We start from the raw sequence: 18,676 nt of genomic DNA on the forward strand, positions 1-18,676 counted from the left end.
CAGTGCCGCTTCGCTTTTTCTCAGCGGCGCGGGGTGTGCATATTACGCTATCCCGCTTCAGAGTCAAGCGTTTATTTACGCTTTTCTCCGCTGACCCGGCGGCGTGTAATCCGTTGTTCCGTGTCAGTGGAGGCGCATTATAGGGAGTTATTTCAGGCTGACAAGGGGAAATTCAAAATAATCCTCCGAGTGCGCATTTTTTCATCAAAACCAATTAAACCGCCAGTTTTTCGAGCGTTTTGAAGCCATAACGTTGCAGCACGGGCAATAATTGTTCGGCTTCTGTCGTCATCGCCATACAGAATGCGACATTCTCATCGGTTGATTTCGCGTCGGGCGCTTCATGTTCTAATAACCAGGCCGTGCGACGCGCAATCGCGGCCCCCGAATCCACCAGTCGCGTCCCCTCGGGCAGGACCTGTAAAAGTTCTTCCTGTAATAGAGGGAAATGGGTGCAGCCCAGCACCACCGTGTCGGGTGGTTCCGACATCCGCAGCCACGGACGTAGAATGCGGCGCAACTCCTCCAGAGAGACCGTTTCGCCGTGCAGCTTCGCTTCCGCCAGTTCTACCAGCTCGGCAGACCCCAACATCGCAATCTGACATTCGTTAGCAAACCGCGCAATCAACTCATGGGTATACGACCGCTTCACCGTCGCACGTGTAGCGAGCAGTCCCACAACGCCATTCGCCGTGAGTCGCGCCGCCGGTTTAATAGCAGGAACGACGCCTACAACCGGGAAGGCAAATTTCGCACGTAATGCAGGAAGCGACACAGTGCTTGCGGTATTACACGCGATGACCGCAAGAGAGAGTGGATAGCGCTGCTGGACCGCAGTCACAATCTCAACAACACGCTCGACGATAAATTCCTCGCTCTTCTCACCATAAGGAAAGGCGACATTATCAAAAGCGTATATATAGTGGAGATCCGGCAGCAGACTGCGGATCTCATTGTAGACCGACAACCCACCGACGCCGGAATCAAACACCAGCACGGTGGGACGTGGATCAGAAGGTGTAGCTGCCAGACAAGGTGTATTCCCGCCCTGCAGTTGCGTAGCCATAAACTGTCTCGTAATCTTTATCGAACAGGTTGGCGATTTTACCACGAACAGTCAGCTGTGAGGTGATTGGATATGCCACTGTCAGATCCCACAGGCTCACTCCCCCCATTTTTACCGGCTGATTGGTGACGAAGTCCGTGTCATAACGCGTTCCCAGATAATGATAGGTCAGGCCCCAGTCAAAATCGTAAACCTGCCAGTCAAGCTGGTACTTCACCTGCTGTTTAGAACGACGCGCCAGTGGTTTATCGGTAATCGCATTTCGTGCATCAACGTAATCGTAGCTCAGGGTGTGCGCCAGCGGCCCGGTATCAAAGTTTGCTGTCGCTTCGACACCTTTAATACGTACTTTGCCTTCGTTAAAGTATTTCTCGGTATGTGGGTCGTAATCGATCATGTTATCGATATCGTTGCGATATCCTGACAAACGCCAGTTCACATCCGCCGTCAGCCCTTCAAACGCCCCTTCCCACTGCTTACTCTCTTCAGGATCCAGATTCGAATTGCCGTAATAGCCATGCAACTGCCCGAGATTTGGTGCTTTGTAGGAAGTACCGTAGGAGGCAATAAAGCGATAACCTTCAATAAACTCCCATCCGGCGCTGGTTTGCCATGTACCATGGCGACCAAACTCGGAGTTATCATCACTGCGCGCCGCACCTTCAAAGGTAAAGTCACCCAGTTGCTGCAACCCGGTGAGATAGAGGCCAGTGTTACGCTGGTCGTAACCGTCCGTGACATACGCGGTGCCAGGCTCCGTAGTTTGCTTTTGCCAGTCGACGCCCGCGCCCACATTACCGTGGCCAACCACCATACTGTTCGACCACTGAACATTATATTGCTTCATCTCATCCAGTGTGGCCGAGGAGTCATAGCGGCCATAATCCGGATCATAGTTGTAGTCTTTACTGTGGCTATAGCTGGAAACCAGCTGTGACTGGATAATTTCACCATTGAAGCGCAGTCCGGCATCCCAGCTTTGGCTATAGAGTTTTCGGGTATCGACCAGTGGTGAGTTCGGAGAATAGTACGAATCGTAATTCGTGCGGTTATCATAACCGTAGCCACGAACAAACCCGCTCCAGGTGTCAGAGAAGTTGTGTTCCAGCGCGCCATATAGCGTCTTACTTAAGAAGCCGTCTTTGTCGGGTTGAGCCTGAGAGCCAGTACTACCGTAAGCCACGACATCAAAGCCTTTGGTATAGGCATAATCGCCCATCAACGTGACACGCGTATTTTCACCTAACTGTTGTTGGGTTGAGACATCGTAATTCTGGTAGCCATTGCTTCCCACGCCAGCGGTCAGTTCCGTCCCCGGCTTTTCGCGCGTCGTAATGATATTCACCACGCCGCCGATCGCATCAGAACCATAAATAGCCGAACGCGGCCCACGAATGTACTCAATACGTTGTACCAACGATACCGGGAACTGGCTAAGATCGGCTGCGCCGCTAACCCCTGCCAGGTTCAGACGCACACCGTCAATCAGCACCAGAACATGGCTGGCGTTGGTGCCGCGAATAGAAATAGACGAATTTTGTCCCATACCACCGTATTGGGCGATATCCACGCCTGGCAAGCGACGAAGCACATCATTCACGGAGGTAGATTGCCAGCGGTCGATATCCTGACGCGTAACAACGGTGATAGGAGCAAGTACTGCGCTACGAGGCTGCTGAAAACGGTTGGCAGTGACGACGAGAGTATCTGGGCTAGCATCCTGTGCCCAACCAGAAAATGCCGTGACGGAAAGCGCCGTCCACAGCAACGATTTTTTAATCATTGTAAAGCATCCACAATATAAGAAGGATGCCGCAGGTCCCACCGATAGTACGCGATGATGAAAACCAGATGCGACGTTAGCCGGCAGGTCTTCGGGCTTGGAGGCGACTTAAAGAGACGATGACTTCCCACGGCAAGCCGCAGTGTCTGCACCAGGTGCGCTCATCTCCTACCTTCCTTACCGCTGCGCGTCAGCTCCAGATTCACACTGGATTCCCTTTTAACTCACAGGACCGGAAAACGGATGCTACAGTTTGTTACAACCCACTGTCCAGACTGTGTATCACAATATCGGAAATCATCAATGACTGGACATCTGTTGAGCAATCCCTACAATCCCCGCGTACTTTTATTTTTCAGGACGCATCATGACCCCCGAACATCTTCCGACAGAACAGTACGACGCGCAGTTAGCTGAAAAAGTGGTGCGTCTGCAGAGCTTAATGACACCGTTTTATGCACAGGCTCCGGAAGTGTTTCGCTCACCGGTCAGTCACTACCGTATGCGTGCCGAATTCCGGCTGTGGCATGACGGTGATGACCTGTACCACATCATGTTCGATCAACAGACGAAAAGCCGTATTCGCGTCGACAGCTTCCCGGCGGCCAGCGAGCTTATCAATACGCTGATGACGGCAATGATTGAAAGGGTACGCAACAACCGTGTCCTGCGCCACAAACTGTTCCAGATTGATTACCTCACCACCCTGAGCGATCAAGCGGTCGTCTCGATGCTGTACCATAAAAAGCTGGATGACGAATGGCGTCATGAAGCCGAAGCGCTACGGGACGCGCTGCGTGCGCAAAACCTGAACGTGCATCTGATTGGCCGGGCCACCAAAACCAAAATCGAGCTGGACCAGGACTATATTGACGAACGCTTGCCAGTCGCGGGGAAAGAGATCATCTATCGCCAGGTTGAGAACAGCTTCACCCAACCCAATGCCGCGATGAATATTCAGATGCTGGAATGGGCGATTGATGTCACCAAAGATTCCCAAGGCGACCTGCTTGAGCTGTACTGCGGTAATGGCAACTTCTCATTAGCGCTGGCGCAAAATTTCAACCGCGTGCTGGCGACTGAAATCGCCAAACCATCCGTGGCGGCTGCCCAGTACAACATTGCGGCTAACCATATTGATAACGTACAAATTATCCGCATGGCGGCAGAAGAGTTTACTCAGGCGATGAATGGGGTTCGCGAGTTCAACCGTTTGCAGGGGATCGATCTGAAGAGCTACCAGTGTGAAACCATTTTCGTTGACCCGCCGCGTAGCGGTCTGGACAGCGAAACGGAGAAAATGGTACAGGCGTATCCGCGGATTCTGTACATCTCCTGCAACCCGGAAACGCTGTGTAAGAATCTGGAAACGTTAAACCAGACGCACAATGTTTCACGTCTGGCTCTGTTCGATCAGTTCCCGTATACGCACCATATGGAGTGTGGCGTGTTACTGACCGCGAAGTAAGTGATGTCCTGGCCGGGCTTGCCCGGCCTACAAATATTATTCCGCAATTTCCTGCTTACGATTACGCACTTTAACGCCGATCCAGAACACCAGAATCACCGACAGTACCGCCGGGAAGAAGTTAGAACCAATATCCGGATATTCAGCGCGTACCACGGTGCTGTACAACAGAACACCGAGAATAAAACAGGCGGCGGCCAGGCCTGGTAGCCCCACAGGCATGGTGCGGTTCTGATAGCGTTGATGCAGACAATAAACCGTCAGCACCAGCGAAATAATCGGGAATACTGAGAATGGCACAATGGAGCTAAACAGCGCCGCAAATGTGCCATTGATCGATAAGCCAGCAACCAGCGCCAGCAGCAGCGTACCTTTATCTTGACCTGACTGTTTCATTGCTCGTCCTTCTCGTTACTCGGAGTGGTGCGTCATCTTCTCTTGTTCACGGCGGTACCAATAAAATGCGCCTTTCGCGATCATGCGTAGTTGCAATACCAGCCGCTCTTCCAGCTGTCGACGCTGTTCAGCGCCAACATCCAGTGCTTCTGCCCCGGCGCTGAACACAATCGTTACCATGGCTTCGGCCTGCGCTTCAGTAAACGCACGGGGCATATGGTTTTCGAGTTCCAGATAGTCCGCAAGTTCCGCAATGAAGTGCTGAATTTCACGTGCGACCGCTGCACGAAACGCTGCGGAGGTTCCCGAACGCTCGCGCAATAATAAACGGAAGGCGTTGGGATTGTTGCCGATGAATTCCATAAATGTTGAGACCGAGGTACGGATCACACTCCCGCCTTTGGCGATACGCTGACGCGCCTGCCGCATCAACTGACGCAGCATCAGACCACTTTCGTCCACCATCGTCAGCCCGAGCTCATCCACATCGCGGAAATGGCGATAAAACGAGGTTGGCGCAATGCCCGCTTCACGAGCAACTTCTCGTAAACTGAGACTGGCAAAACTACGCTCAGCACTGAGTTGACTAAATGCAGCCTCTACCAGCGAACGCCGGGTTTTCTCTTTTTGTTGCGCTCTAACGCCCATCACGATGTCTGAATCCTTCCACATACCTTGCTGGCACTATACCAGAGATTAGGCGGTTGGCATGGCTTTGTTAATGATTGTTTACGCGCAGTTTGTGCTTCGACTTCGCAAAAAAGCACAACGATAATTGGGTTATCCCGACAACGATGTTACTATTCTGTTGCTTTTATGTATAAGAACAGGTAAGCCTGACCATGTCACATTCCTACGATTACGATGCAATAGTAATAGGTTCCGGTCCCGGCGGCGAAGGCGCTGCAATGGGTCTGGTTAAACAGGGAGCGCGCGTCGCGGTGATTGAGCGCTATCATAACGTCGGCGGAGGCTGTACCCACTGGGGCACCATCCCGTCGAAAGCACTCCGCCACGCCGTCAGCCGTATTATTGAATTCAATCAGAACCCACTTTACAGCGACCATTCCCGACTTCTCCGTTCTTCCTTCGCCGATATTCTCAACCATGCTGATAACGTGATTAATCAGCAAACGCGCATGCGGCAAGGTTTTTACGAGCGTAATCACTGCGAGATTTTGCAGGGAAATGCCCGTTTTGTTGACGAACACACTATCGCCCTGGAATGCCACGACGGCACGGTGGAAACGCTGACCGCGGATAAGTTCGTGATCGCCTGCGGTTCACGCCCTTATCGCCCTGTTGACGTCGACTTTTCGCATCCCCGCATTTATGACAGCGACTCCATCCTGAGTCTGCACCACGAACCTCGCCACGTTCTGATTTATGGCGCAGGGGTTATTGGCTGTGAATATGCGTCGATCTTCCGTGGAATGGACGTCAAAGTTGATTTAATCAACACCCGCGATCGTCTGCTGGCGTTCCTTGATCAAGAGATGTCCGACTCGCTCTCTTACCACTTCTGGAACAGCGGTGTGGTTATTCGCCACAACGAAGAGTACGAGAAGATTGAAGGTTGCGATGACGGCGTCATCATGCACCTGAAATCCGGTAAAAAACTGAAGGCTGACTGTCTGCTGTACGCCAATGGCCGCACCGGTAATACCGATTCGCTGGCGCTGGAAAATATTGGTCTGAAAACCGACAGCCGTGGGCAGCTCAAAGTGAATAGCATGTACCAGACGGCACTGCCGCACGTGTATGCCGTAGGGGATGTGATCGGCTATCCGAGTCTGGCATCGGCGGCCTACGATCAGGGACGCATTGCCGCCCAGGCACTGGTGAAAGGCGAAGCCACCGCGCATCTGATCGAAGATATCCCAACCGGGATTTATACCATTCCTGAAATCAGCTCCGTTGGTAAAACCGAACAGCAGCTTACGGCGATGAAAGTCCCATACGAAGTTGGCCGCGCCCAGTTTAAACATCTGGCACGTGCGCAAATCGTGGGCATGAGTGTCGGCACGTTGAAGATTCTGTTCCATCGCGAAACCAAAGAGATTCTGGGGATCCACTGCTTTGGGGAACGCGCGGCCGAAATTATTCACATCGGTCAGGCGATAATGGAGCAAAAAGGTGGTGGTAACACCATCGAGTACTTCGTTAACACCACCTTTAACTACCCAACCATGGCGGAAGCCTATCGGGTAGCGGCGCTAAATGGCTTAAACCGCCTGTTTTAACGCACTGTCGAAATGGCCATCCATTGATCCACGGATGGCCTCTGCCAGCTGTTCATAACGGCTGCGCAGCGGCGAACCTGGGCGATACACCAGGCCAATCGTGCGGCGCGGTTCTGGCTTAATGCATGGCAGATAGACAACACCATCACGCTTGCGCTCCGACGGAACAGCCAGCGCAGGCAGTAACGTAATACCGCTACCTGCCGCCACCATATTGCGCAGCGTTTCCAGACTGGTTGCCCGGAAATGGGTATCTTCATCAGCACCAGCTTCAAAGCAGAAGCCCATGGCCTGATCGCGCAGGCAGTGGCCGTCTTCCAGCATCAGCAGTTTTTCACCCGCCAGATCGGACATCGGTACACAGTCACGGTTTGCCCATGGATGATCTTCATAGATCGCCAGCATCATAGGCTCATCAAATAACGGTACTTCGATGAATGCCTCACTCTCTTTCACCAACGCCAGAATCACGCAGTCGAGCTTACCGCTATCCAGTTGCGCCAACAGCTGATGCGTCTGCGCCTCATGCAGATACATTTCCAGTTTTGGGAAGGTCTGGTGCAACATAGGAATAATATGCGGCAGCAGGTATGGCCCCACCGTTGGGATCAAACCAATATGCAGCGGGCCAGACATCGTCTCGCCTTGTTGGCTTGCCATCTCCTTGAGCACTTTGACCTCGCGCAGCACGGTGCGCGCCTGATCCACCAGCAGCAGACCTGCCTGAGTGAACAGCACCTTGCGACTCGTACGCTCCAGCAACATGACGCCCAGCTCATCTTCCAGCTTACGGATCTGCCCGCTCAGCGTTGGCTGGCTCACGTGGCAGGAGTCTGCCGCCCGTCGGAAGTGACGATGTTCGGCAAGCGCCACCAGGTATTCAAGATCACGAATATTCATTATTCATCCTCCATCGCCACGATAGTTCGTAGCGATAGGTAGCATAGCAACGAACGATTATCCCTATCAAGCTTTCTGTTTAATAATGCACCACAGAAACGGAACGGTACCCCTTTAACCCTTGAAGCTACTGTCCGTTTAGAGAGTTTCTCTCATACTCGAAATAACTAAAGCCAACGTGAACTTTTGCGGACCTTGCGTCCGCATTTTTTTTGCATAAAAAAGCCCGGCGAGATGCCAGGCTCTGATCACTGTTTGCCTGATGGCGCTATGCTTATCAGGCCTACAAAGACAAAAGTTACGCCAGACGCGCCTTCGCGTAATCAATCGCCTGTGCGACCTGCTGTGGCGACACGCCGCCTTTCGCCGCACGTTTGTCCAGACACGATTGGAGAGAAAGGATCGGGTAAACGTCATCGCCAATGACCGGACTGAACTTCTGTAAGTCGGTCAGCGACAACGATTCCAGCGGTTTGCCCTGACGAATCGCCTCAACCACCGTTTCGCCCACAATGTGGTGCGCTTCGCGGAACGGCACGCCTTTCGCTACCAGATAGTCCGCCAGTTCAGTAGCGTTGGCATAACCCTGCTGCGCCGCTTCCTGACAACGCGGACGTTTCACCTGAATGCCATCCAGCACCAGCGCGGCCATATGCAGACAATCCAGCCAGGTGTCGAGCGCATCGAACAGCCCTTCTTTGTCTTCCTGCATATCTTTGTTATACGCCAGCGGCAGGCCTTTTAAGGTCATCATCATCCCGGTCAACGCCCCCTGCACGCGACCGCATTTACCACGGATTAATTCCAGCGCATCCGGATTTTTCTTCTGCGGCATCAGGGATGAACCAGAGGTCACTCGATCGGACAGCTCGACAAAGCCTGCTTCACCGGTATTAAAGAAAATCAGGTCTTCAGCAAAACGCGACAGGTGCACCATGCCGATAGAAGCGTCGGAGAGTAACTCCAGCACGTGGTCACGATCGGAAACGCTGTCCAGACTGTTGCGCGTTGCCGAAGCAAAGCCCAGCCAGCCGGCCAGTTGTTCGCGATCGATTTCATATGCCGTACCCGCCAGCGCGCCGCAGCCCAGAGGACTGACGTCCAGACGCTTAAGCGCATCCTGCAGACGGCTCTCATCACGCGCCAGCATTTCGACATAGGCCAGGCACCAGTGAGCAAACGTCACCGGCTGCGCACGTTGCAGGTGGGTGTAACCCGGCATAACGGCGTCCTGGTTATTCTCCGCCGTCACCACCAGCGCACTTTGCAACTGACGGTTGGCAGAGAGTAATTCAATAACCATGTCTTTACACCACAGTTTAAGGTCGGTCGCGACCTGATCATTACGGCTACGCCCGGTATGCAGTTTTTTACCAAGCTGGCCGACTTTATCAATCAGCTTACCTTCCACCCAACTGTGAATATCTTCGGCATCGCTTTGCAGGATCTGTTGCGGGTTGGCACGCACCTCTTCCAGCAGCGTGTTCAGCGCCTCTTCCAGTTGCAGCTGTTCATCAGCAGTCAGTACGCCGACCGTTACCAACGCTTTGGACCAGGCCACAGAGCCGACAATATCCTGTTCTGCCAGGCGGTAGTCAAAACGCAACGAGTCGTTGAACTGTTTGAACCGCTGATCTGCTGCCTGTGTAAAACGCCCACCCCAAAGTGCCATAACATGCTTCCTTAAATTCTTTTAATTTCAATGCCGGATGGCGCTACGCTTATCCGGCCTACAGGTTCTGTTCACGTAGGCCCGATAAGGCGTAGCCGCCATCGGGCATACAAATACTTAAGCCAGAATACGGGTACCGATCGGCGTGCCGTTAAACAACGCCGGGAGTTGCTCTGCATGACGCCAGGAGGCGATATCCACCGGGCGGCCCAGCGTGCGCGCGGCATCCAGCGCCGCATTGACCTTCACGATCATGCCATCGGTAATAATCCCCTGGTCGATCAACTGCTCCGCTTTCGCGGCGGTCATTTCGGCAATACGCTGACCTTTACCATCCAGAATACCGCTCACGTCTGAGAGCAGGATCAGATCCGCACCCAACGTTGCCGCCAGCGCTGTTGCCGCCTGATCGGCGTTAACGTTCATCAGCAGTCCATCTTCAGTGACGCCAATGGAGCTGACTACCGGCAGAAAACCGCTTGCCAGCAGCGTGTTAATTAGCTTAGGCGAACCCGGTTGCGCGAGTCCAACATGACCCAGCTCTTTATCGAGCGGCGTCACTTTTACGCTGTCGCCATCGCCAAGATACAGGCCCACAGAGGCGATTTGATGTTTTTTCGCCCAGGCCAGTAAGGTTTTATTCGCCGTACCCGCCAGGGCGCCAGTGATAATATCTATCTGATCGGCAGGAGTGACGCGCAGGCCGTTTTTCTTTTTGACCGGCAGATTCAACTGCTTCATTAGCTCATCAACCACGCAGCCGCCACCGTGCACAATAATCAGCGGACGCTGATGCGACTCACGATAATTCACCAGTGCGGTAAACAGTCGCTCCAGCGCCTCTTCGCTATCCAGTAAAACGCCGCCCAGCTTGATAATTAATGGATTCATTGTTGCACCCTTAAATAAGAGACTGCGTTTCAGCAAAGCCGAAACGGATATTTGCGCACTGCATCGCCTGTGCCGCCGCGCCTTTTAATAAGTTATCTTCGGTCGCCACCACGATCAGATGCTCTCCCTGCACGGCAAACCCGATGTCACAAAACGGTAAGCCCACCACATTCTTCAGAGCCGGAACGCCTTTGTCGTACAGACGTACCAGTGGTTTATCGCCATAGGCTTGTTGCAGTGTCTGGGCCACCTGCGCATGGGTTACGCCCGCTTTCAGACGGCAGGTGATCGTTTCCAGAATTCCGCGCGGGAAGTTCCCCAGATGCGGAGTGAAAATCACTTCCGCGCCGAGGTGAGTTGCGATTTCCGGCTGATGACGATGGGTAAACACGCCATAGGGCTGCAGGCTCACTTCGCAAAAGCTGTTCGAGATAGCCGCTTTACGGCCTGCCCCGCTGACGCCGCTGGTCGCATTAATCACCGGCCACTGGCTGAGATCCAGCAGTCCGCCGTCAATCAGTGGTTTCAGCGACAACTGCGCCGCCGTCGGATAACAACCCGGTACGGCAACCAGATTCGCTTCTTTCAGTTGCTCTGCGCTCCACTCCGCCAGACCGTACACCGCCTGCTCCAGCAATTCGGGGTGCTGATGGGTAAAGCCATAATATTTTTCATAGAACGCGCTATCGTTAACACGAAACGCGCCTGAAAGATCAAACACCACACATCCGGCCTGCAGAAACTGCGGGGCCAGGTCATGACTGACCTCATGCGCTGTGGCGAGGAACACAATGTCCACCCCTGCGCTAAACTCGCTGATATCCGACATTGGCTGCAACGGTAAATCGACAATGCCTTTCAACTGCGGATGCAAATCGGAGATGAGTTTTCCTGCATCATTGCTTTGCGCTGAGACGGTCAAAGCGGTTATGTTCATATCAGGATGGCGATTTACATAGGTCACAAGCTCTGCGCCGGCATAGCCGCTGGCGCCCACAATCAGCGTATTCAACATCGGGGCAGCTCACCTTCTTAGATTCTGTTGCCAGGTATAAGCCTTTATCACCTCACCTTACACTTGGTGGGTTTTATTACGCTCAACGTTAATGTATTTTTATTCATAAATACTGCATGAATATTGATACTATCATGACCCAAGGTGTGTCAACAATGAAAAACAATTTACCGCCATTTATCGAGATTTACCGCGCTCTGATTGCCACGCCATCGATTAGCGCCACCGAAGAAGCACTGGATCAAAGCAATGCAGGTTTAATCACTCTGCTGGCGGGCTGGTTCAAAGATTTAGGCTTCAATGTAGAGGTTCAGCCGGTCCCCGATACGCGTAATAAATTCAATATGCTGGCGAGCATTGGACAAGGGGCTGGCGGTCTGTTGTTAGCGGGTCATACCGATACCGTGCCGTTTGACGACGGACGCTGGACGCGCGATCCGTTCACCCTGACAGAGCATGACAATAAGCTCTACGGCCTGGGTACGGCAGATATGAAAGGCTTCTTCGCGTTTATCCTCGACGCGCTGCGCGACGTCGACGTAGCGAAGCTGAAAAAGCCCCTCTACATTTTGGCCACTGCCGACGAAGAGACCAGCATGGCGGGGGCGCGCTACTTTTCTGAAACCACCGCTCTGCGCCCGGACTGTGCGATCATTGGCGAACCCACCTCCCTGCAGCCGGTGCGTGCGCACAAAGGGCATATCTCTAATGCAATTCGCATTTTGGGGCAGTCGGGTCACTCAAGCGATCCAGCGCGTGGCGTCAATGCGATTGAACTCATGCATGATGCTATCGGCCATATCATGACTCTGCGCGATGACCTGAAAGAACGCTATCACCATGACGCTTTTACCGTTCCGTACCCGACGTTAAATTTGGGTCATATCCACGGTGGCGACGCCGCCAACCGAATCTGCGCCTGCTGCGAGCTGCATATGGATATTCGCCCGCTGCCCGGCATGACGCTCAACGATCTTAATGGCTTACTTAACGATGCGCTGGCCCCTGTCAGCGAGCGTTGGCCGGGTCGCCTGACGGTGTCGGAACTGCATCCGCCTATTCCTGGCTATGAGTGTCCGCCAGACCATCAGTTGGTTGAAGTCGTCGAAAAACTGCTGGGAGCGCAAACGGAAGTGGTGAACTACTGCACTGAAGCGCCGTTTATCCAGACGCTTTGCCCGACGCTGGTGTTGGGCCCAGGCTCCATTAATCAGGCACATCAGCCAGATGAATACCTGGAAACACGTTTTATTAAGCCAACTCGCGAATTGATCACCCAGGTTGTGCATCATTTCTGCTGGCATTAATCGTTTATAACCTTGCTCATCCTTCGCGGTGAGCAAGGTCATTTATTAACATTTTCATAAGCACAGCTTATTTGATTCGATGTGAATTAAATAACGTAAATTCCCGCCATTTTTTCGTTTGCTGAACCGATTTCGCAGCAATTGACGTCACGAGTTTTACGTGGCTTTATAAAAGACGGCAAAAAAATTAAGTCCGAAAAATTTCACGTTGCAGCAGTGTTGACGGCGGCGCGAAAGATACAGGACATTTACAAAAGAGATGGGGTGTCTGGGTAAATATGAACGAACAATATTCCGCGTTGCGTAGTAATGTCAGTATGCTCGGCAAAGTGCTGGGAGAGACCATTAAGGATGCGCTGGGAGAGCACATTCTTGATCGCGTAGAAACAATCCGTAAGCTGTCCAAATCATCCCGCGCTGGCAATGAAGTCAATCGCCAGGAGCTACTTACGACGCTGCAAAACCTGTCTAACGACGAACTGCTGCCGGTTGCCCGTGCGTTTAGCCAGTTCCTGAACCTGGCCAACACCGCCGAGCAATACCACAGCATTTCGCCCAAAGGCGAAGCAGCCAGCAACCCGGAAGTGATTGCTCGCACTCTGCGTAAATTGAAAGACCAGCCCAATCTCGATGAAGCCACCATCAAAAAAGCCGTGGAGTCACTCTCCCTGGAGCTGGTTCTGACTGCCCACCCGACAGAAATCACCCGTCGTACGTTGATCCATAAAATGGGTGAAGTAAACGCCTGTCTCAAACAGCTTGATAACAAAGATCTCGTCGATTATGAACGCCATCAACTGATGCGCCGTCTGCGCCAGTTGATTGCCCAGTCCTGGCATACGGATGAGATCCGCAAGATACGCCCAAGCCCGGTTGATGAAGCCAAATGGGGCTTCGCCGTGGTCGAAAACAGCCTGTGGGAAGGCGTGCCGAACTATCTGCGCGAACTGAACGAACAGTTAGAAGAGAATCTGGGTTATAAGCTGCCCGTTGATTTTGTTCCGGTTCGCTTTACCTCCTGGATGGGCGGCGACCGTGACGGCAACCCGAACGTGACGGCGGATATCACCCGTCACGTGCTATTGCTCAGCCGTTGGAAAGCCACCGACCTGTTCCTGAAAGACATTCAGTTTCTGATCTCTGAACTGTCGATGGTTGATGCCACGCCGGAACTGCTGGCGCTGGTCGGCGAAGAAGGCGCAGCAGAACCATACCGTTATCTGATGAAAACCCTGCGTTCACGTCTGATGGCAACTCAAGCCTGGCTGGAAGCCCGCCTGAAAGGCGAGAAATTACCGAAACCTGCCGGCCTTCTCACCCAAAACGAACAGCTCTGGGATCCGCTGTACGCGTGTTACCAGTCTCTGCAAGCCTGTGGCATGGGCATCATCGCCAATGGCGAACTGCTCGACACCTTGCGCCGCGTGAAATGTTTCGGCGTGCCGCTGGTACGTATTGATATTCGTCAGGAAAGCACCCGCCACACTGAAGCGCTGGGCGAACTGACCCGGTATCTGGGCATTGGCGACTACGAAAATTGGTCAGAAGCGGATAAACAGGCTTTCTTGATCCGCGAACTGAACTCCAAGCGTCCGCTTCTGCCACGTAACTGGGAACCAAGCAATGACACCCGCGAAGTGCTCGACACCTGCCGCGTCATTGCCGAAGCTCCGTATGGCTCCATTGCCGCCTATGTTATCTCGATGGCGAAAACGCCGTCCGATGTATTGGCCGTACATCTGCTGCTGAAAGAAGCCGGGATCGGTTTTGCTATGCCGGTGGCGCCGCTGTTTGAAACACTGGACGACCTCAACAATGCTGATGACGTCATGTCCCAGCTCTTGAATATTGACTGGTACCGCGGCTTTATTCAGGGCAAACAGATGGTCATGATTGGCTACTCTGACTCCGCAAAAGACGCGGGGGTGATGGCGGCCTCCTGGGCGCAATATCAGGCTCAGGACGCGCTGATCAAAACGTGTGAAAAAGCCGGCATCGAGCTGACGCTGTTCCATGGCCGCGGTGGTTCCATTGGCCGCGGCGGCGCGCCTGCGCATGCCGCACTGCTTTCTCAACCGCCTGGCAGCCTGAAAGGTGGCCTGCGCGTGACGGAACAAGGTGAGATGATCCGCTTTAAGTATGGCCTGCCGGAAGTGACCATCAGCAGCCTGTCGCTATATACCGCAGCCATCCTTGAGGCCAACCTGTTACCGCCGCCAGAGCCGAAGGATAACTGGCGCCATATCATGGATGAGCTTTCTGATATCTCGTGTGAGCTCTACCGTGGATATGTACGTGAAAACAAAGACTTCGTCCCTTACTTCCGCTCCGCAACCCCAGAGCAGGAACTGGGTAAATTGCCGCTCGGCTCACGTCCGGCAAAACGCCGCCCGACTGGTGGGGTAGAGTCTCTGCGCGCCATTCCATGGATCTTTGCCTGGACGCAGAACCGCCTGATGCTCCCGGCATGGCTGGGGGCAGGCACCGCGCTGCAAAAAGTGGTGGAAGACGGTAAGCAAAGCGAACTCGAAGCAATGTGCCGCGACTGGCCATTCTTCTCCACACGCCTTGGCATGCTGGAAATGGTTTTCGCTAAAGCAGACCTGTGGCTGGCTGAATACTACGATCAACGTCTGGTCAAAAAAGAGTTGTGGCCGCTCGGCGAAGAACTGCGTCAGCGCCTGGAAGCAGATATCGACGTCGTGCTGGCGATTGCCAATGACTCACATTTGATGGCCGACCTGCCGTGGATTGCCGAGTCCATCCAGTTAAGGAATGTTTATACCGATCCGCTGAACGTTTTACAGGCAGAGCTGTTACACCGCTCGCGCCTGGCGGAAGAGCAAGGCAATGCGCCAGATCCACGCGTTGAACAAGCGCTGATGGTAACCATCGCAGGTGTTGCTGCCGGTATGCGCAATACAGGCTAACGTCCCCCTCCCGTCGCCTTCGTGCTATTGCGCGAAGGCGACATCAAAAATCGCTGTTATAACAGCTTCATTTTCAATATATTCCCGCCTGAATTTATTCATTTAATGAATGGATCATCAACAAAACGCGTTTTTTAACATCGCGACGCTTCAGTTCCTCTTAATATTTACCCGCTACTCTTGGCGACACGATTAAAGACAGGCTCACACTATGCAATCCTTACAACCCCAGTCTAAACCTGCATTTAGCTGGAAAGCCCTGGGTTGGGCGCTCCTCTATTTTTGGTTTTTTTCCTCATTACTGCAGGCCGTTATCTACTTTAGCGGCTACAGCGGATCTACCGGTTTACGCGACTCCTTGCTATTCAGTTCGCTGTGGTTGATTCCGGTATTTTTATTTCCAAACCGTATCCGTATTATTGCTGCCGTTATTGGTGTCATGCTATGGGCTGCCTCGTTGGCCGCTCTGAGCTATTACGTCATCTACGGGCAAGAGTTCTCGCAAAGCGTTCTGTACGTAATGTTCGAAACCAATGCGAACGAAGCCAGCGAATATCTGAGCCAATATTTCAGTCTGAAGATTGTGTTAATCGCGCTGGCGTATACGGCAATGGCGATTCTGCTGTGGACGCGTCTGCGCCCTGTTCATATTCCATCGCCCTGGCGCTATCTGGTGTCGTTTGCGCTGTTATATGGCTTGATTCTGCACCCAATGGCGGTTAACACGTTCATCAAACATAAACCGTTTGAAAAAACGTTGGATGGTCTCGCTTCGCGTATGGAGCCCGCCGCGCCATGGCAATTTATTTCCGGGTATTATCAGTATCGCCAGCAGTTAACCGCACTGAATAGCCTGCTGAATGAAAACAATGCCCTGCCTCCGCTGGCCAACTTTAAAGACCATTCCGGTGACGCGCCACGCACATTAGTGCTGGTGATTGGTGAGTCAACGCAGCGTGGTCGTATGAGCCTGTATGGTTACCCGCGTGAAACCACACCGGAACTGGATGCGCTGCATAAAACCGATCCTAACTTCACCGTTTTCAATAATGTCGTGACCTCACGTCCGTATACCATTGAAATCCTGCAGCAGGCGCTGACCTTTGCCAACGAGAAGAACCCGGATCTGTATCTGACCCAGCCATCCCTGATGAACATGATGAAACAGGCGGGTTATAAAACCTTCTGGATCACCAATCAGCAGACAATGACTGCCCGCAACACCATGCTGACGGTATTCTCTAAGCAGACAGATAAGCAGTTCTATATGAACCAGCAGCGTACGCAAAGCGCACGCGAGTATGACAGCAATGTGCTGGCGCCATTTAAAGAAGTCCTGGCCGACCCGGCGCCGAAAAAATTCATCATCGTTCACCTGCTGGGTACCCATATTAAGTATAAATTCCGTTATCCGGATGGTCAGGGCAAGTTCGACAACAATATCGACAATGTTCCCCCTGGCCTGGGTAATGATGAGCTGGAAGCCTACAACGATTACGACAGCGCGAATGTCTACAATGACCACATCATTGCCAGCCTGATCAAAGACTACAAAGCGACCGATCCGAACGGTTTCCTGTTGTACTTCTCCGATCACGGTGAAGAGGTGTACGACACGCCGCCGCATAAAACGCAGGGCCGTAATGAAGACAATCCGACACGCCATATGTATACGGTGCCGTTCTTATTGTGGACCTCGGAAAAATGGCAGGCCGCGCACCCTCGGGATTTCTCACAGGATGTGAATCGTAAATACAGCAGCTCAGAGCTAATCCATACCTGGTCTGATTTAGCGGGCTTCACTTACGATGGCTTCGATCCAACGCGTTCCATTACCAGCCCACAGTTTAAAGAGACGACTCGCTGGATTGGCAATCCATACAAGAAGAATGCCCTGATTGATTACGATACCTTGCCTTACGGCGATCAAATCGGTAATCAATAATCCTACACAGGCCACTCTTTAAGAGTGGCCTTTTTTTATGATGGCGGTTACTGTTCTCCCTGTCTGCTGCCTGCAAGGGATTAACATGTATCACGACATCAGCCATCTTCTCGCCCGCCTGATTAACGGCCCTACACCGCTGCGCCAGATTTACTTTGCCAGCACCTGTAGCTCAATGCCGGAACTGGCATATCAGGTTGATTTTCCCCGGCTGGAGATTGTGCTGGAAGGTGAGTTCACCGATCAGGGTATTGCCGGCACAGCAGCGACGTTACTACCTGGCGATGTCCTGTTCGTTCCGGCCGGCGGCTGGAACTTTCCGCAATGGCTCACACCGGTCACCACGCTCAGCATTCTGTTCAGCAAGCAGCAGTTGGGTTTCAACGTCGTTCAGTGGGACGGCAAGCAATATCAAAACCTCGCCAGGCAGCATGTCGCACGGCGTGGACCGCGTATTGGCTCTTTCCTGCTGCAAACGCTTAATGAAATACAGATGCAGCCGCAGGAGCAGCAAACGGCCAGGCTAATCGTCGCGAGCTTGCTGAGCCACTGTCGCGATCTGCTCGGCAGCCAAATACAGACCGCGTCGCGCAGTCAGGCGCTGTTCGAAGCCATTCGCGACTATATTGACGAACGCTACGCTTCACCGCTGACCCGGGAATCGGTGGCGCAAGCGTTCTACATCTCGCCCAATTACCTCTCCCACCTGTTTCAAAAAACGGGCGCAATCGGTTTTAACGAATACCTGAACCACACGCGACTTGAACACGCGAAGACGCTACTGAAGGGTTACGAGCTGAAGATCAAAGACGTGGCGCACACCTGTGGGTTTGTTGACAGCAACTACTTCTGCCGCCTGTTTCGCAAGAATACCGAGCGTTCCCCCTCAGAATATCGTCGGCAATATCACAGCCAGTTGACGGAGAAAGCGATCCATCAGCAATAAAGAAGACAAAAATAACATTAACTGGATTTTTGTAATATAAGAAATGAACTCATAACCCACATCACCTTAATAAACCCCACCTGCAACTGACATGTGAAGTAAGTCTCACTTTTG

Annotated in this window: 14 protein-coding genes and 1 riboswitch; of the genes, 6 read left to right on the forward strand and 8 right to left on the reverse strand. The window is 52.9% G+C overall.

The features are described 5' to 3' along the window. Positions 1-214: 214 nt before the first annotated feature. Both murI and btuB read right to left on the reverse strand, forming a co-directional pair. Complete coding sequence (murI, locus tag OOJ59_RS20485) at positions 215-1,066, reverse strand: glutamate racemase (protein WP_038636091.1); 852 nt, start codon at positions 1,064-1,066, stop codon at positions 215-217. Beyond that, entirely contained in the window at positions 1,011-2,849 is a 1,839-nt protein-coding gene (gene btuB, locus OOJ59_RS20490) for a TonB-dependent vitamin B12 receptor BtuB (protein ID WP_038636088.1), read from the reverse strand. Before btuB ends, murI begins: the two co-directional genes overlap by 56 nt. Positions 2,850-2,914: 65 nt before the next feature. Continuing rightward, positions 2,915-3,101: riboswitch (cobalamin riboswitch) on the reverse strand. 115 nt (positions 3,102-3,216) lie between these two features. Here btuB and trmA point away from each other — a divergent pair. Then, on the forward strand, positions 3,217-4,317 hold the full coding sequence (gene trmA, locus OOJ59_RS20495; protein ID WP_160955462.1) for a tRNA (uridine(54)-C5)-methyltransferase TrmA: 1,101 nt from the start codon (positions 3,217-3,219) through the stop codon (positions 4,315-4,317). Between the two features lie 36 nt (positions 4,318-4,353). On the opposite strand, the gene OOJ59_RS20500 is transcribed toward trmA, so the two are convergent. Then, a complete protein-coding gene (locus OOJ59_RS20500) occupies positions 4,354-4,713 on the reverse strand; it encodes a YijD family membrane protein (RefSeq protein WP_038636082.1) in 360 nt (119 codons plus the stop codon). A 15-nt stretch (positions 4,714-4,728) separates the two neighbouring features. Continuing rightward, the gene (gene fabR / locus OOJ59_RS20505) at positions 4,729-5,364 is read right to left on the reverse strand and encodes an HTH-type transcriptional repressor FabR (protein WP_003028862.1); all 636 of its coding nucleotides are present in this window, start codon (positions 5,362-5,364) and stop codon (positions 4,729-4,731) included. 191 nt (positions 5,365-5,555) lie between these two features. On the opposite strand from fabR, the gene sthA reads away from it, so the two are divergent. Further along, positions 5,556-6,956 carry a Si-specific NAD(P)(+) transhydrogenase gene (sthA, locus tag OOJ59_RS20510; RefSeq protein WP_032940238.1) on the forward strand — a complete coding sequence of 467 codons (1,401 nt, stop codon included), beginning with the start codon at positions 5,556-5,558 and terminating at the stop codon, positions 6,954-6,956. Here the strand turns inward: sthA and oxyR are convergent. The 4 genes from oxyR to argC form a co-directional block, all read right to left on the reverse strand. Further along, positions 6,939-7,856 (reverse strand): DNA-binding transcriptional regulator OxyR, encoded by a 918-nt coding sequence (gene oxyR / locus OOJ59_RS20515; RefSeq protein ID WP_038636079.1) that lies wholly within the window; start codon positions 7,854-7,856, stop codon positions 6,939-6,941. The genes sthA and oxyR overlap by 18 nt on opposite strands. A gap of 298 nt (positions 7,857-8,154) precedes the next feature. Further along, positions 8,155-9,528 (reverse strand): argininosuccinate lyase, encoded by a 1,374-nt coding sequence (gene argH, locus OOJ59_RS20520; RefSeq protein WP_085049754.1) that lies wholly within the window; start codon positions 9,526-9,528, stop codon positions 8,155-8,157. 117 nt (positions 9,529-9,645) lie between these two features. Further along, complete coding sequence (argB, locus tag OOJ59_RS20525; protein WP_038636072.1) at positions 9,646-10,419, reverse strand: acetylglutamate kinase; 774 nt, start codon at positions 10,417-10,419, stop codon at positions 9,646-9,648. 10 nt (positions 10,420-10,429) lie between these two features. Then, the gene (argC, locus tag OOJ59_RS20530; protein ID WP_085049753.1) at positions 10,430-11,434 is read right to left on the reverse strand and encodes an N-acetyl-gamma-glutamyl-phosphate reductase; all 1,005 of its coding nucleotides are present in this window, start codon (positions 11,432-11,434) and stop codon (positions 10,430-10,432) included. A gap of 155 nt (positions 11,435-11,589) precedes the next feature. Here argC and argE point away from each other — a divergent pair, with 155 nt between their 5' ends. The 4 genes from argE to OOJ59_RS20550 all read left to right on the forward strand — a co-directional run bounded on the left by argE (position 11,590) and on the right by OOJ59_RS20550 (position 18,562). Beyond that, positions 11,590-12,741, forward strand: a complete 1,152-nt coding sequence (gene argE / locus OOJ59_RS20535; protein ID WP_038636066.1) for an acetylornithine deacetylase — start codon at positions 11,590-11,592, stop codon at positions 12,739-12,741. 278 nt (positions 12,742-13,019) lie between these two features. After that, positions 13,020-15,671 carry a phosphoenolpyruvate carboxylase gene (ppc, locus tag OOJ59_RS20540; RefSeq protein ID WP_042313352.1) on the forward strand — a complete coding sequence of 884 codons (2,652 nt, stop codon included), beginning with the start codon at positions 13,020-13,022 and terminating at the stop codon, positions 15,669-15,671. Between the two features lie 211 nt (positions 15,672-15,882). Next, positions 15,883-17,616, forward strand: a complete 1,734-nt coding sequence (locus OOJ59_RS20545; protein WP_087856669.1) for a phosphoethanolamine transferase CptA — start codon at positions 15,883-15,885, stop codon at positions 17,614-17,616. A gap of 85 nt (positions 17,617-17,701) precedes the next feature. Continuing rightward, the gene (locus OOJ59_RS20550) at positions 17,702-18,562 is read left to right on the forward strand and encodes an AraC family transcriptional regulator (RefSeq protein WP_087856668.1); all 861 of its coding nucleotides are present in this window, start codon (positions 17,702-17,704) and stop codon (positions 18,560-18,562) included. Positions 18,563-18,676: the final 114 nt, after the last annotated feature.

The organism is Citrobacter sp. W9, from assembly GCF_026719375.1.
In the GTDB taxonomy this organism is placed as follows: domain Bacteria; phylum Pseudomonadota; class Gammaproteobacteria; order Enterobacterales; family Enterobacteriaceae; genus Citrobacter; species Citrobacter werkmanii.